Origin of the sequence: Aquidulcibacter paucihalophilus, from assembly GCF_002105465.1 — a bacterium.
GTDB classification, from domain to species: domain Bacteria; phylum Pseudomonadota; class Alphaproteobacteria; order Caulobacterales; family Aquidulcibacteraceae; genus Aquidulcibacter; species Aquidulcibacter paucihalophilus.
Map to the genome: position 1 here is coordinate 60,637 of NZ_NCSQ01000144.1, position 15,075 is coordinate 75,711.

The following is a 15,075-nucleotide window of genomic DNA, read 5'->3' on the forward strand; positions in this document are numbered from 1 at the left end:
AGACATGGGCGGTATAATTATTCAACATGATCGTACCTCCCTAACCTAGCGGCGTTTGTCTGCGCCAACGAGCGCAACTTTGTAGAAGCCTTCATCTTGAAGGCGGTTCATTGCGAAAACCACATTACGGTATGGCGTTTCACCATCGGCACGGACGTAGATCCGTTGGTCGATGATCTTGGCCAAGTCACCATTGAAGGTTGGGTTGTCTTTCACAACGCCTTCAAAGGCTTTCTTACCGAGCTGTGTCGTATCGACGACTTCATCATTGCCGACGAAGTAGCCCACTTTACCGCCCTTGTCCTGAATGGTGACATAGGTTGGCTTAGGTGGACGCTTCGATGGCAAGACCTTGGAGTCAGGCAGCGTGACATTAATGTCCACTGAAGCAACTGGCGAAGCCACCATGAAGATGATCAACAGCACCAACATAACGTCCACGAATGGCACGATGTTGGGTTCTGCATTCACATCCAGCTGGCCTCTTTTGCCGCTGCTGCTGCCTCCGGCTAGTTTTGCACCCATGATCGGTCTCCTTTTCTAGAGCCCCGATCAGCCCTGCTTGTCCATGTCGCGGGTAACCAGCGAGATGAAGTCGGCTTCAAAATCTTCCAGATAGCCACCGATGGTTCCGGTTTGCTTGGCCGAGAAGTTGTAGATCAACACGGCTGGGATAGCAGCCACGAGGCCTGCAGCGGTTGCGAACAGAGCTTCTGCGATACCTGGTGCCACAACGGCCAGCGAGGTGGTTTGGGTGTTTGCAATAGCGATGAACGAGTTCATGATACCCCACACCGTACCGAACAGACCGATAAATGGTGCGTTGGAACCGATCGAAGCCAAGAAGGTCATGTTGGAGCCCAGCTCTTCAATACCCTTGTTCTGCTCAGCGGTCATGGCTGCACGGATACGCTCCAACAAGTCGCCGCGTGCGTCGCGGTTGTTGTAGAGACCTGCGTCCTTCGCCTTTTGCAGCTCGCCATAGCCAGCAGCAAACATCTTCTTAGCAAAGCCATCTGGTTGCTTTGCGAGCAATTGGGCAGCTTCTTCTGGAGTCTTTGCCTTCTTGTAAGCGGCAATGAAGTCAACCGTGCGCTTTTTGTTGCCGCGCATGACAATGATTTTTTCGAACATCAGGGCGATGGCGTAAACGGCGCAAAGCAACAAGATGACCAAAACGATCTTCGACACCAGTGGCGAAGCGGCGATCATGTCCATCAAGGTGATGTTTTGTTGGCCTGCGTTTTTGGCAGCTTCTGCAGCAGCAGCAGCGGCTTCAGCGGCACTTGGTGCAGCAGGTGCAGCGGCAGCAGCGACAGCGTTCACTGACTCAACAACAGCATTCGTGGTTTCAGCAGCAGCAGCAACAGTTGCGTCAGCGGCGGGGGTGGCAGCGGTGTCAGCAGCACCGGCGGCTTGCAGAAGAGCAAACATGGTTTTCTGTATCCTCCAAAATCAGTCCCGCCGTTAACCTTTTTGTAACGATCGGGCTCCATCGGAGTCCTAGCCGCCCTTTCGCGTTTGTGGAAGGGGGCTATGCGCTAAATTGCCGCTGTGAGGCAGGAAATGTCTGTAGAAGATGCTGTTGTTAAGAATTGAGTCTGGTTTTGTTACGGTTTTATAACCGTGAAAGGCAAATTTGACTCAGTTCTGAGCATACAGATCGGGCCGTCTATCCCTGAAAAAGCCCCAAGCTGCGCGGTGTCGATCCAAAAATGTCAGGTCAACGGTGCCTAAGGCGATGCCTTCCTCGGTACGCGAAAGATCTGCGATCAAATCTCCGCGATGATCGGTAATAAAGGATGAGCCATAGAAATGCTGATCGTCTCCAAGGCCCTTTTCCACGCCAATCCGATTGGCCGCCACAACTGGAATGACATTGCTAACCGCATGGCCCTGCATGGCGCGCCGCCAAGGATCACGTGTATCGAGTGTGCCATCATGGGGTTCTGACCCGATAGCAGTGGGATAAAATAAAACTTCAGCCCCCAAAAGCGTCATGGCGCGGGCCGCTTCGGGATACCATTGGTCCCAACAAATGCCGACGCCGATCCTAGCGTAGCGCGTGTTCCAAACCTTAAAGCCCGTATCACCGGGGCGAAAATAGTATTTCTCCTGATAGCCCGGGCCGTCAGGGATATGGCTCTTGCGATACGTCCCCAACGCTGTGCCATCGGCGTCGAGAATGACCACGCTATTATAGTAACGCGGCCCGTCGCGCTCGAAGATGGAGACCGGGAGCACAACGCCCAACTCAGCTGCTATGGGTTGTAGTTGCGTTACGCAGGGATGTTCGAGTGCGGGATAGGCAGTCGCAAACCAGCGCTCGTCTTGGGTGGTGCAGAAATAAGGTCCTTGAAACAATTCTGAAGGCAGGATGATTTGCGCACCCTTTGCCGCTGCCTGACGGATCAGCGCGATGGTTCTGTTAATATTATCTTGCAAGTCAGAACCATAATGGGTCTGAAGGGCGGCTAGGTTCACAAGGCGCGACATCTCAGACTGGCTCCTGCTGGGTTATACAATGGAAACTGCCGCCACCTGTCAGGATAGCCGTACTTTGAATACCAACAACGCGGTGGCGTGGAAAAGCTGCAGCGAGACCGCGAAGTGCCGCATCGGCTGCAGGCGTTCCATAATGTGGCATCACCACGCTGGCATTGCCGATGATAAAATTCATATGCGAGGCTGGGATAGCCTCCCCGTCATCATCTGTAACCAGCCCAGGCGAGGGGATTTGGATTACTTCCAGCGACCGCCCCGCTGCATCCTTCATGCTGCGTAAATCCGCGGCAATCTGATCGAGGACGTCCCGATTGGGGTCATTTTCGCCAAATGGTGACATGCACATCACGCGTCCGGGGCCAACAAAACGGGCAATATTGTCGACATGCCCATCTGTGTGATCATTGGCGAGGCCTTCATCCAGCCATAACACCTTTTTCGCCCCTAAGGCTGCTTGCAAGTGAGCCTCTGCCACCGCCTCGGTCCATCCGGCATTTCGATTTGGATTGAGCAAACACTGTTTTGTGGTCAAAATGGTGCCCTCCCCATCATGATCCACTGCCCCACCCTCTAAGATGAAATCTGCCCGCTCAATGGAGGTTGCGGCCGCTTCAGCCACACGATCGCCGACGCTATCGTCAAAGGGCAGGTCATATTTGCCGCCCCAACCATTGAAGACGAAGCGCAGGGCTATGGCCTTCCCATCCCGCTTGGCAAAAATAGGTCCGGTGTCGCGTAACCAAATATCGCCAAATCCACAGGCACGGATGTGCGCATGGGAAGGCAAGCTTTCGCGCGCGCTGGCCATGGCTTCGTCGCCATAGGCAAGTACATGGACCACATCGCCCGGGTTGCCGCTTGGCGTGCTTGCCGCCAGCGCATGGATCATCGCAGCCACTTCTGCCCGTGCAGGAACCAAATTTTCTTGCCAAAGATCTGCCGCCGAGGGCCAACACGTCCAGATCGCCTTGTGAGGGGCCCATTCGGCGGGGATGTTCAAGTGGGTCAAAATACGGCTCCTCTAGGCAGCATTTCAAAGGCTGGTCACATGGCCCTGCCACGCTAATGCCGCAAGATAGCTGTGTGTGAAACTTAGGCCTCGTTGAGTGCAGCCTTGCCGCGCTCCACGATATAACGTTTCAAGGGCTTGAAGGCTTGATCGCGTCGCCATGTGGTTGGCGTACTCATTAAGCGGACATCCATCGTCTGCGGCGTCACATCAACTAGGCCATAGCCGCGCACACGGTCATCTTGCCATTTCAAGTGCGGATTATCGGGGAACAGGCGGTTCCATCGATCATAATTGAACGACATCGACGTGATAGACCCGCCTACAAATTCAACTGCTACCGTGTCACTTTCGGGCTTCGCATAATCTTGCTTGACGTCACTGGCCCAGAAACCATGCATATCGCCGCCGATCACGACGGAAGACACATCCCTGCGTCGGCGCGCCATCATGTCGATAATCTTTTGTCGGGCAGGCTCAAAACCACTCCAACCATCTGTAAAGGCAGTCGGATCCCCCTGGCTATTCTTCTGGAACAAGGTGGCGAACAGCGTAGGTTGAACCAGGACCGACCACTTAAATGGCGCGCGCATAAAATTCTCAGACATGAAACGCTCTTGCCGGGCCCCTAGGATGGTCCGCGAGGGGTCCTGCAGCTCTGCACACGACGTACGGCTCACGGTCTCTGCCTCTTGCCGACCTGGCGACAAGCAAGCCCCTTTGGACCGGTATTGCCGTGTATCCAACAGAGTAAAGTCGAGCAGATCACCCCAGCCACTTTGACCATAAATCCGCATACGGTTTACCGCATCAAATCGAGAACGCGCGCGGAGCGGCTGGCTCTCGAAAAAGGCTTTATAGGCGTTGTATTTTCGGATCGGGAAATCCTTAGCGGGATCTTGACCAGGCAGGACTTTGCCAAAGTCTGCCTGATAATCATTGGCGACCTCATGGTCGTCCCAGATGTAAAGCCAGGGGGCCGCAGCATGGGCCGCCTGAAGGTCCGGGTCCATTTTATGGACAGCATGAATCAATCGATAGTCATTCAGGCTAAAGGCATCTTCCACTGGCATACGTCGAACAGCCGCACCATAAGAAACCTCATAAATATAATCACCTAACGAAAGGATGACATCGGGATTCTGCTTGGCGAGGTCGCCATAGGCCGTAAACAAACCATGCTCATAATGGGCACAGGAGTGCCAAGCAAAACGTAACTTTGCCAAGGGTGATCCAAATTCCGGGGTGGTGCGCGTGCGGCCAACAGGCGAAACAGCCAAACCAACGCGGAAGCGATAGAAATAGGGGCGGTTCGGCTTCAAGCCGCCCACCTCCACATGCACACAATGCGCATTATCGGGCCGCGCCACAGCAAACTCACGCCGCACGACTTTGGTAAAGGCCTCATCCTCGGCGATCTCGCATTGAACATCAACCAAGCCATCAATGGCGTAATCAGGGTCCAAAGGTTCTGGAGCCAAGCGCGTCCAAAGCACAAAGCCATCTTGCGTCGGGTCACCGGAAGCCACCCCCATAGTGAAGGGATCGGAGATGAATTTAGGGGTTTGCGCCATAGCCGAGCCGCGCCAAGGGCTACTGATCGAAGCGGCTGCCACTCCCATGGCCCATGCGTTCAAAAACAACCGCCGCTTTGGATCGAAGCTCATCAGACCAGACCTTGTACTTGAGAAAACAATGTACCCTTACCCTAGTCTATGGGGGCACAAACGCAAATGGGGCGGCCCCCGTAAAGGCCGCCCCATGAACCAAACGTTACAGCACTTTGAGCTTAGAACTTTGTCTTCAAAGTAACTTGCAGTGTACGCGGTACACCCAGCGAATAGGTTGGTGCCGCACCGGTACGGGCGACAGTTACGCCAGCCACGGTCGACACGTTGGCAATCGTCAACGCATTGTTGGTGGAGCTGATGTTGCCGTAATAGCCTTCATCGAACAGATTGATGATGTTGAACTGAAGAACCGTGTTCTTCACACCCAATTTGTCGAAGTCGTAGCTCGCATCCAAGTCGACTACGCTATAAGCCGGCGACTTCTCGTCATTGACGTCGGTCGAGAAGCGCTCGCTGACATATTTGCCTTGAACACCAAGGGTCAGGCCATCGAGAACATATTGCAAACGCAGGCCATAGGTGGTGTCTGGCGTCTCAACCAGCTTCTTGCCGCCGGTTGGCAGGGAGGTTGTTGCGGACAGCGGTACGTTGTTTTTCACTTCGCTGTCGTTGAACGATGCCGAGGCGTAGGCGGTGAAGCGTTGGCCCAAGCGATAGCCGAGTTCCAAGTCAAGACCGCTCAGATCAACGGCACCGACGTTACGATCCACGCTAATACCCAAGTTCTCATCGAACGCAGAGACGATCCGGTTTTCATACTTGGTGTTCCAAAGAGCGATCGAAGCCGTCAAGTTGGAAGCTTGGTAGCGATACCCCAAGTCGAAACTCTGGGTGGTTTCTGGAACAGCGTTGTTCAGAAGGATGCCGCCGGTTGCACCGCGCAATGGGGTGTATAGGTTGTCAGTACGAGGTGCCGAGAAGCCTTCCGCATAGCTGGCGTACACCGAGTTGTTCTCGATGAACTCATAGCTGGCGCTGATGTTTGGCAATACAGCATCATACTTACGCGTTGCTTTATAAGGCGCGATGTATTGGTTCGTGCCCTGCGACACGAAGGTCACATTGCCGTTGGCCAAAGTCGCACTTGGGGTTTCGGTGGTGCAAAGTACGTTGGAAGTCCCGTTTTGGCTGAAGCAACGTTGATCCAACTGACGCTCAAAGAATGGTGCGCGAACACCAATGTTGACGCGCAATTTGTCTTCGAAGAACAGGCCGTTATAGTCGATTGCGAACTGGTTCAGTTGCGCAATCGAGAAGCGGTCCCGACCGCGCAGGAAGCTGCCGTCCACACCATTGACTTTTGGACCTTCACGGCCGCCAAAGACGTCCAGCGGGTTGCCCTGGGCATCCAAGCGGGTGAATTCGCCCGTTTGACGGTGACGACCATAGTCGAATGTATAAGCGAAGCGCAGACGGTTGGTCTCATTAATGTCCCAAATCAAGGAAGCATTGACGCCAACGCGGTTCGTGTTGGTGTTATTTGGTGTATAGAGACGAACGCTGTCGAGCACATCGCCGTCACCGTTCAAGTCAACACCGGCGGGGATTGCGCCAGCGCCGGTCAAGACCAAACCAGCACCACGCAAGCGGCGATCGCTTTCGGCGACCACAGTTGTACCGCCACCGTTTGCCAACACGTACTGATAGGTTGGGTCCACCGTCAGGCGAAGGTTTGGTGTCAATTGGAAGTTAGAGCTACCGCGAATATTACCCGTGTTGGATGGGTTGATGCGCAGACCGAAGAAGTTGGTGCAGCTTGATGGATTGTCTGGATTGTCGGCGCTTGCCAAGAAATTAGCGTTGCTTGCTACCAAAGTTGCGCCATCGTTCTGAGCCGTGCCCGCAACAGGAGCGACGCGGGCGCAGGTCGCCAAATTGTCGAAATTTGGACCATAGAAAGCCCACTGCGCCAAAGTACCGTTACGGTAGAAGGCGTTGCGGTTTTCATTATAGTGGAACGACAAGCTGACGAAATCAGTATCGTTCAGCTTTTGGAAAACACGGGCGTTGAATTGCTTTTTCTCAAGTTCTCCGGGGCCCTTGAACTTATTGTAGCTCTGGTAGGAACCACCCACAAAAGCGGTGGTGCCCCATGGACCGAACGCGCCGGTATCAAAGCTCAACAAGCCCCGGCCATAACCATACGATCCCGCGGAGGCAGTTGCGCGGAAACCCATCTTCTCATCTGGACGGCGCATGCGCAGGTTGATGGTACCGCCGGTTGCGGAAGCCGAAGGGCTGTCGACATCGGTGGTGCCTGTGTTGACGGTCGTGCGCGTGATATATTCAGGATCCAACTGCTGGTTGGTGAAGATCGCATAGTTACCGGTATCGTTCAGCGGAATACCATCAACAGTCAAAGAGATGCGGTTGCCGTCAAAGCCGCGCAGGCGAACGTTACCACCCGACGATCCATAAGGGTCGCTGTTGGTGAAGTTCAAGCCAGGCACCAAGTTCAAGCTTTGGAAAACAGTTTGGCCGGTTGGCTGGGTTGCAATATATTCTGCCGTAATGGTCGAGCGGGTCTTTGGGGTCTTTTCAGCTTCAATAAGACCGGCAGTTGTGCGGCTGCGCGCTGCGGTAACGATGATCAGCTCGGCTTCAGTTTGCTGCGAACCGGTGGATTGCGCTAAAGCAGGACCGCTCCAGCCAAACATGCCTAATGAGATTGCGGCGAGCGCTACGCCCGAAGACAAGCGTGTTACGTGAGACATAGGGTACCCCTTGTGAAAGTCATTTTTGCGCATCGTAGTGGGAGGCTGCGCGTAGAGTGGGCCACCTAGCCCGCTTGAGATACGCCTCTGCGACGTTTATGTGACACTTCTATGACAGCGGCGGCTCTGAGGCGGGAACACTGGGGATATATGTGCCAAGCTGTTCGCACAGTGGCAACAATGTTACACTTTGTTTAGACTTTAGGCAGCGACTTGTGATCGAGCTCGACTTTAGAGAAGCTGAATCGACGACTGAGTTATATGGAGGCCGGCTAAAGGTTTGCCGATTCCAAAATGAAAAGAGTGGTGGCGCCAAGGGCTCCCTAAAGTCCAAAATGAAAAGAGTGGTGGAGCCAAGGGCTCCCCAAAGTCCAAAATGAAAAAAGCGGTGGAGCCAAGGGCTCCCCAAAGTCCAAAATGAAAAAAGCGGTGGAGCCAGGGGCTCCACCGCAAGGCGATGCTCAGGGAGCGCCGGTCCAATCCAGCGCTTACGAAAAGCGCAATGAACCATTCCGGACACCAAAGCCGAGCCAAAGACCCGACTTGCCCTTACGTTAGCCTGTGGTGGGCCGATTTGTAAATGGGTTAGGCAGCAATTGTGACATATTGCCGCTTTTTACATCTTTATTGGCCCCAAACGGCGCGCAAACGGGCATCTCGGCCGCAGCCATTGCGATAATGGGCGTAGCGAAGCGGGTTTTTCTGATAATAATCTTGATGATAGCCTTCTGCGTCATAAAACGTCTTGGCTGGCAAAATCTGCACAACTATTGGCTTCTTAAAGCGCGCAAACAGCACTTCACGCGCCGCTTCGGCGGCTTTCTTCTCATCGTCATTGCCATAGAAGATTGCTGGCAAATAGGTCTCGCCTTTATCGCAAAACTGGCCAAAAGCATCGAAAGGATCGATTTGTCGCCAGTAGGTATCCAAGAGCTTTTGATAGCTGACCTTTGCAGGGTCATAAGTGACCTTCACTGCCTCGAAATGGCCTGTCCCACCGCGACCGACTTGCTCATAAGTCGGGTTCGCCAAGGTGCCACCCGTATAGCCTGAGGTGGTTGCAACCACGCCCGGGATCTCGTCAAATGGCTTTTCCATGCACCAAAAGCAGCCACCGGCAAAAACTGCGGTCGCCAGATTGCTGGGCACGGGGGCGGACGCAAGATTGGCAGGTGGTGCGACAGTTTCAGGTTGGATCGGGGATTGGGTCCCACAGGCCGCGAGTGCAAAGGCTGAAAAAGCAACGAGGGCAGTAAAGGGCTTTAGATGGGTCATGATAGCCTATACGCATCGTTTGCGAGATTGGTTGCATACCTCTCCCACAGACTCACCAAGCAAAAGGGGCGCAGCCTATGCCGCGCCCCTCAGCTTAATTTGGCAGCGTTGGAACTTAGTAGTTCCAGCGCAAGGTCACACCATAGGTTCGTGGCTCACCAACAAAGGCATTGATTTGGCTTGTCACCGGACGTGGCGCGAAGCCACCCAAAGCGGGTTGGTTGGTCAGAGCAGGTGCGTCGCCTTGCAGCGGTGAATCGAAAGTGATCTGGGCATAACGCTCATCGGTGATGTTGCGTCCCCACAATTCGACAGTCCAACGATCGTCTGCCGTGCTCAATGCCAAACGGGCGTTGATCAGGGTATAGCCGGGTTGGGTCTTGCGTGGATCCAAGTTGGAACCGGTGATCGTGTCGGTGATCGTGCGGAAGTCCGTATAGGCCTTAAACGTCGCTTTGTCGGAGAAGACCGAACGCTCATAATTGAACGCCGAACCGTAGGTCCAAACTGGCGAGCTGGTCAGCTGCGCGCCGGGCAACCAATAGAGGTTGGGGTTTTGACCCAAGAAGGTATTTGGCTGTGAAGCCGAACCCAAATTCTTGGTGTACTCGGTCAATGAGTAAGCAGCACCACCGGTGATGGACAAGCCCTCGATTGGCGTGCGCAACACGTAGTCGAATTCAACCCCTTGCGAGACCACTTCAGGCACCGAGGTCACGACGAACGAAATACCGGTGAAGGTATTCAGTTGGAAGTTCTCGAAGGTCTGATGGAAGGCCGCAAAGTTTGCGGTCAAGGCGCGGTCAAACCACTGAGTCTTCAAGCCAATTTCATAGGCATCCACAGTCTCAGGTGCAAACGACGTGTTTGGCTGACGCACGGTGCGGTTACCGACGCCTGGCGAGATGATGGAGGTGACCACATTGTTCTGCAGGTCAGAGAAAGCACGGTCAAGGTTGAAGCCACCAGCCTTATAGCCCCGCGAGTAGGAGGCATAAGAATTAATGTTGGGGGCAATCCGATAGGCAGCTGAGACGATACCAGACCATTCTTTTTCCGACTTCTCTTGGCGGTGATCCATACCATCGAGGGCAGAACGCATCCACGGTGCGCAGATGGCACCTACAACCGCCGACAAGGCACCCGCATTGCGGGCTGCATCGAGACCCAAGCGGTTCTCAAGAGCGGTACAGGCCGTGTTGCCTTGAGTGCGATAGCTTGCTTGGAACTTCTTTTCTTCCGAGGTGTAACGCAGCCCCAAAGTTACGCTGAAGTCGTCGTTGAATTGATAGATATTGTGGGTGAACAGCGCGATCGATTCCGCATTTTGCTCATAATCGTCAAACTGACCACCACCGGGGGCCAAGGTGCCGATATTGGCTGGGGTGACACCCAAGATGGTCTGCCACGTCGAAACCACACCTGCCAGCTGCGTGTTGGTTACAGTTGGGCTCAATGGGTTCACCGCCAAAGCTGGGTTTGCCAAAGCCAAGGCAGGCCCCAAGAGACCCCCAATATAGGCTTGGTAATCATTGCCGGTGCGGAACCGTACATGGGAGTTGATGGTTTCCTTGGAATAGATGGTACCGACCAACCAATCCAATTTGCCAAGCGAGCCCGCATAGCGGAATTCTTGCGTGAAGTTGTCAAACGAAGCGCCAGCACCTTCTGACTTCAAGCTATAGACAATGTCTGCGCCGCTATAATCAGAGTCAGCACCCGCGGTCCGCTTCCAGTTGCGTTGGGCCGTGATCGACGTCAGCTTACCAAAGCCAACATCCCAGTTCATCTCAAGGCTGATGCCCTTGTCTTCGATATCTTGGTCATAGGTACGGTTTGCACTGGCCAGATAGCTGTTGAGATTGCGGGTGGTTTGAAGCGCATTAGGCGAAATCTTGTTCAAGATGTCAGTGGTGGAAGGAACACGAACGTCCTTAAGCCAAACTGCAGCAGCACAGCAGGCCTCAGCGCGCGAAGCTTGGTCGACAATCAAGCGGGCATCAAAGGTCTCGCTTGGGGTGTAGAGCAATTGGCCACGGATCGCATAATAATTGGAATCATTTGAGTCCGTGCGGGCGGTACCGTTATTCACATTCATATAACCGTCGCGCGCGCGCGCGGTGACATACAAACGGCCAGCCAACTTATCTTCGATCAGCGGACCGGTGATGCCGAGACCAAGACCGCCCAAACCGTAATTGCCGAAGGTCGCATCGCCCGAGGTGCCAAACTCAAAGCTTGGCTTTTTCGTGGTGACATTGATCAGACCAGCCGACGTGTTGCGACCAAACAGAGTACCTTGAGGACCGCGCAGAACTTCGATGGCGCGAATTTCGCCCAAGTCACCAAAAGCAACGCTATTGCGGGCGCGGAACACGCCATCGATCACAACACCGACCGAGGATTCCAGACCGGGGTTAGAACCTTGCGTACCGACGCCGCGGATACGGGCTGTAACCGAACCGGAGTTCTCGGAAACAGGCACTTGCAGCGATGGAGCCAATTGGGTCAGGTCGCGAATGTCTTTAACGCCAGCCGACTCAATGGCTTGGGTACCGATCGCGGTCACGGCGACAGCGACGTTTTGCAGCGCGGTTTCACGGCGGGTCGCCGTAACGATAACTTCCTCAACGGGCCGATCATCTTGTGCAGTTGGCGCTTGTTGCTGCGCGAATGCAGGTGCGGCAAAAACAGACGTTGCGCATGCAGCCAACAGAAGACCACGGCGGCCCAATCGTTCAAAATTCATTTTTCTCTCCCAGAGAATGGTTGTTTTCAGCCTGATGTTTCAGGCCCTTTGTTTCTGCCAACCCGCAACAACGCATGACGTTGCGCAAAGTTCTCAGAGCTTACTTCGGCTATACGCATGGTTGACGTAGGGGTCGAGGGTGAAATACTGCAATCTCAAGTCACAATTGTGTGCTGTTGCCAAATCGTCACAACTTGGCGCTTCACGAGACCATGAGGATGCTAAGCGCATGAAACTTGCTACAATTATGCACAATGGCGCACGGCGGATCGCGCAAATTGAAGGCAAAGTGGCGCAGATTTTGGCAGCCCCCGGTGATGGGTTAGGCGTAATATCGGCACTTCGCGGCCCCGCAAGCGGCCGTGCAAGTGTGGGAGAAGTACCGGTGGACACGATTGAGTTCCTCGCCCCCGTACCTAACCCCCCGCGCATCTTTGGAATTGGTTTGAACTATGCCGATCATGCAGCCGAAACGGGTCGAGAACCGCCTGCAATCCAAACCTGGTTCATGAAGCAGATCACGGCCGTGAATGCGCCCTATGGTGAGGTAGAAAAGCCCTGTGTATCTAATATGCTCGATTTCGAGGTCGAGCTTGTGGTCATCATTGGGGCAGAGGCTCGCCATGTACCGGTCGAACGCGCCCATGAAGTGATCGCGGGCTATTGCGTGGGGTGTGATTACTCCGTTCGCGATTGGCAAAAGGCCACACCGACGATGATTATGGGCAAAGGGTTTAATACCCATGCCCCGTTCGGCCCTGTGTTGGTGACTGCTGACGAAATCGCAGACTTGGATCAGTTGCGTCTGCGGTGCTACGTCAATGGTCAATTAATGCAGGACGGTTGCGTGGCCGACCTCATCTTCAAGGTCCCGCAGATGATTGCTCATTTAAGCACCGCCTTCACGCTGCTGCCCGGCGACGTCATTTTCACCGGTACACCAGCGGGGGTCGGTATTGCCCGCACGCCGCCGGTTTATCTGTTTGCGGGCGACACGGTGCGTTGTGAAGTCGATAGCCTGGGTGTGATTGAGAACAAAATTGTCGATGAGGTAAAAGCCACCTTTATCGCGTAATCGTCATGCCCAAGCGCCAGATAGGGGTAGCAGTTTCCGACAAGATTCCCGCGCCCGATATGGCCGTCGCAATCCGTGCACCCGTGACGTTTTCGCCCGCGACATAGAAGTCAAGATCCGGTTTTGGCGACCAAGAGGCGCGCAAATCCAAAGCCTGATAGGCCTTAAGTTTGCGGCTATTGAGGTCGTCCTCAAAGCGCGGGCCTTCACCACGCAGCGCGACCTTCAACTTTGGCCCGGCTGACAGCGGCAATGTGAACCCAAGATAGCTTGCCCATGGAGCTGATTGGGCCGGACGCCGACCTGTCAGAGCGGGAAGTAATCGCCCCCCGTCAACTTCGGCATCGACCAAAGACAACCGCATCTCGACTTCCGGCTGCATGCCGCTTCCAGCCGCTACCCAAGTCAATCCAGCTTCCATACCTCTGGCCTGAACTTCCCCCGCATTCAGTCGCTGACGCAGGGTGCCGCCTGCGGGTAAGAAACCGACGCGGGGCAACACACCGGGACCAATCCCAATGGTTACATTGGTGATCGGGTCCTTAAGCTTGTTCGCATAAAAGGTCAGACTGCCCTTCCAATCCCCGCCAAGCCCCTGCCAATTTGCATTCAAGTCAACATCCAAACCTTCAAGCACCTCCGGCACGAGATTGGCATTGGCCTCAGTCACGTCATTACCGACCCGAAAAGGACGGTGCAGCTCGTTGAGACTGGGCGGGCGGAAAGTTCGAAACAGGCTCAGGCGCGCTTGTCCGCCCATGGCAAATAGGGACATCCGGCCCGTCGCAACATAGCCATTTTTATCGGAAGACGCTTCTGACAGCGTCACCGCCCCCGTTACCCGGTCCGTCTCTAGGCGCTTGGCGCGATCATGGGCCCAATGATCCACGCGCAGGGTTACATCTAAGCCCAATTGTTCGTCTGCGGACGACAGGGCACGCGGAAGATCTAGGCCAAGCCCCAACAGCTTTTGCTGGCCGCCTGCCACCCGCGTGCGGGTGAAACTGGTGCCGATAAATCGGAATAGCTCACGCGTTTCGCCTTCGCTTTGGCGCCAATCCAAGCTCCACCTTGGACTCCAACGCACCGTAGCGGGGGCATAGATCAGGGACCCGCCGAAGGCTGAAGCCGGAGTTTCAACCTGATCCAGCGCGGGTGTAACACTGGCGCGATCAGTCGGCACAGACACAGTTTGGTTGGAGAAATCACGTGTCTGCGCAAACAGGATAAGCCGCGATTGACCCCAATCGCCCGCCCATTTTCGAGCCCCACTGATATCCGCCCCTCGCGCTGCGCTGCGGCCGCCAAGGGTTCCTGCCCCCTTTTCTTCCTCAAATCCGGAAGCCCGAAACGCCCATTGTCCGTTGTGGCCCGGAATTTCGCTTATCAAAGTCAAGGTAGAGGCCGTGAAGTCCGCAGGCAGATCCACGGCACCGCGCTGGTTGCGACGAACAGGGATGAGACCATCATTCATCTCATACGAGGCTAAAGCGGTGATGGTCCCATCGCCTGCCGCCAGAGAGCCGCGTCCTGCTGCTTGGAGCGCTCCCTGCCCGCCAGCAGACAGGCGGATGCGGGATGGTCCCCCACGCGCCTCTACCAAATCCAACGTGCCGGTTAGGGCCAGTGGGCCAAAGCCTGCTCCAGCTGCTCCGCGACGCACGTCAACCCGTTCCAAGAACAAAGGATCATGTCGCACCCAGAAGACCCAACTGCCGAAGGGATCATTTTGGGGAACACCATCAAGGCTCACCAAAGCGCGCCCGGCCCCATTTGGCGCAATCGGCCTTAGAGACAGGCCCTGGATAGTGGCGTTTGCCGGCCCACTCGCCGTGCGCCTAAAAAGACCCACACCGGGTGCAACCCGCAACGCCTCGTCTAAACGTACCCCAAGAGACGAGTCCAAGGTAGTTTTGGTCAAACTGATCTGCGATGGCATGGACCGATCAGGCGGAAGACGCTCAGCTCGTATTACAATGACCTCAGTATCTACCCCAGACTCGGCCACCCGCGCACTAACGATTGTTTCAGGGAGTAAAACTGCGGCGGGGCTTGTGAGATGAAGAAGGCTGGGCCAAGAAAACATGCAAACAAACCTAGTCTAGCTTGCTTTCAAC

At 55.0% G+C, this 15,075-nt stretch carries 10 protein-coding genes; 1 reads left to right on the top strand and 9 read right to left on the bottom strand.

The window, feature by feature from the left end:
- Positions 1–45: 45 nt before the first annotated feature.
- The 8 genes from B7364_RS09465 to B7364_RS09500 form a co-directional block, all read right to left on the bottom strand.
- On the bottom strand, positions 46–525 hold the full coding sequence (locus B7364_RS09465; RefSeq protein WP_085339753.1) for an ExbD/TolR family protein: 480 nt from the start codon (positions 523–525) through the stop codon (positions 46–48).
- 27 nt (positions 526–552) lie between these two features.
- Entirely contained in the window at positions 553–1,434 is an 882-nt protein-coding gene (locus tag B7364_RS18260) for a MotA/TolQ/ExbB proton channel family protein (RefSeq protein WP_085339754.1), read from the bottom strand.
- 210 nt (positions 1,435–1,644) lie between these two features.
- Entirely contained in the window at positions 1,645–2,496 is an 852-nt protein-coding gene (gene aguB, locus B7364_RS09475; protein ID WP_085339755.1) for an N-carbamoylputrescine amidase, read from the bottom strand.
- A gap of 1 nt (position 2,497) precedes the next feature.
- Positions 2,498–3,514, bottom strand: a complete 1,017-nt coding sequence (locus B7364_RS09480; RefSeq protein ID WP_085339756.1) for an agmatine deiminase family protein — start codon at positions 3,512–3,514, stop codon at positions 2,498–2,500.
- An 83-nt stretch (positions 3,515–3,597) separates the two neighbouring features.
- On the bottom strand, positions 3,598–5,181 hold the full coding sequence (locus B7364_RS09485) for an alkaline phosphatase D family protein (protein ID WP_085339757.1): 1,584 nt from the start codon (positions 5,179–5,181) through the stop codon (positions 3,598–3,600).
- A gap of 122 nt (positions 5,182–5,303) precedes the next feature.
- Positions 5,304–7,859, bottom strand: a complete 2,556-nt coding sequence (locus B7364_RS09490) for a TonB-dependent receptor (protein WP_085339758.1) — start codon at positions 7,857–7,859, stop codon at positions 5,304–5,306.
- Between the two features lie 624 nt (positions 7,860–8,483).
- Positions 8,484–9,134: a peptide-methionine (S)-S-oxide reductase MsrA gene (msrA, locus tag B7364_RS09495; protein ID WP_085339759.1), complete on the bottom strand. Its 651-nt coding sequence runs from the start codon at positions 9,132–9,134 to the stop codon at positions 8,484–8,486.
- 115 nt (positions 9,135–9,249) lie between these two features.
- Positions 9,250–11,883 (bottom strand): TonB-dependent receptor, encoded by a 2,634-nt coding sequence (locus B7364_RS09500; RefSeq protein WP_085339760.1) that lies wholly within the window; start codon positions 11,881–11,883, stop codon positions 9,250–9,252.
- 229 nt (positions 11,884–12,112) lie between these two features.
- Here B7364_RS09500 and B7364_RS09505 point away from each other — a divergent pair, with 229 nt between their 5' ends.
- Complete coding sequence (locus B7364_RS09505; RefSeq protein ID WP_085339761.1) at positions 12,113–12,958, top strand: fumarylacetoacetate hydrolase family protein; 846 nt, start codon at positions 12,113–12,115, stop codon at positions 12,956–12,958.
- Here the strand turns inward: B7364_RS09505 and B7364_RS09510 are convergent.
- Positions 12,948–15,044 carry a TonB-dependent receptor gene (locus B7364_RS09510; RefSeq protein ID WP_085339762.1) on the bottom strand — a complete coding sequence of 699 codons (2,097 nt, stop codon included), beginning with the start codon at positions 15,042–15,044 and terminating at the stop codon, positions 12,948–12,950. The genes B7364_RS09505 and B7364_RS09510 overlap by 11 nt on opposite strands.
- Positions 15,045–15,075 lie beyond the last annotated feature (31 nt).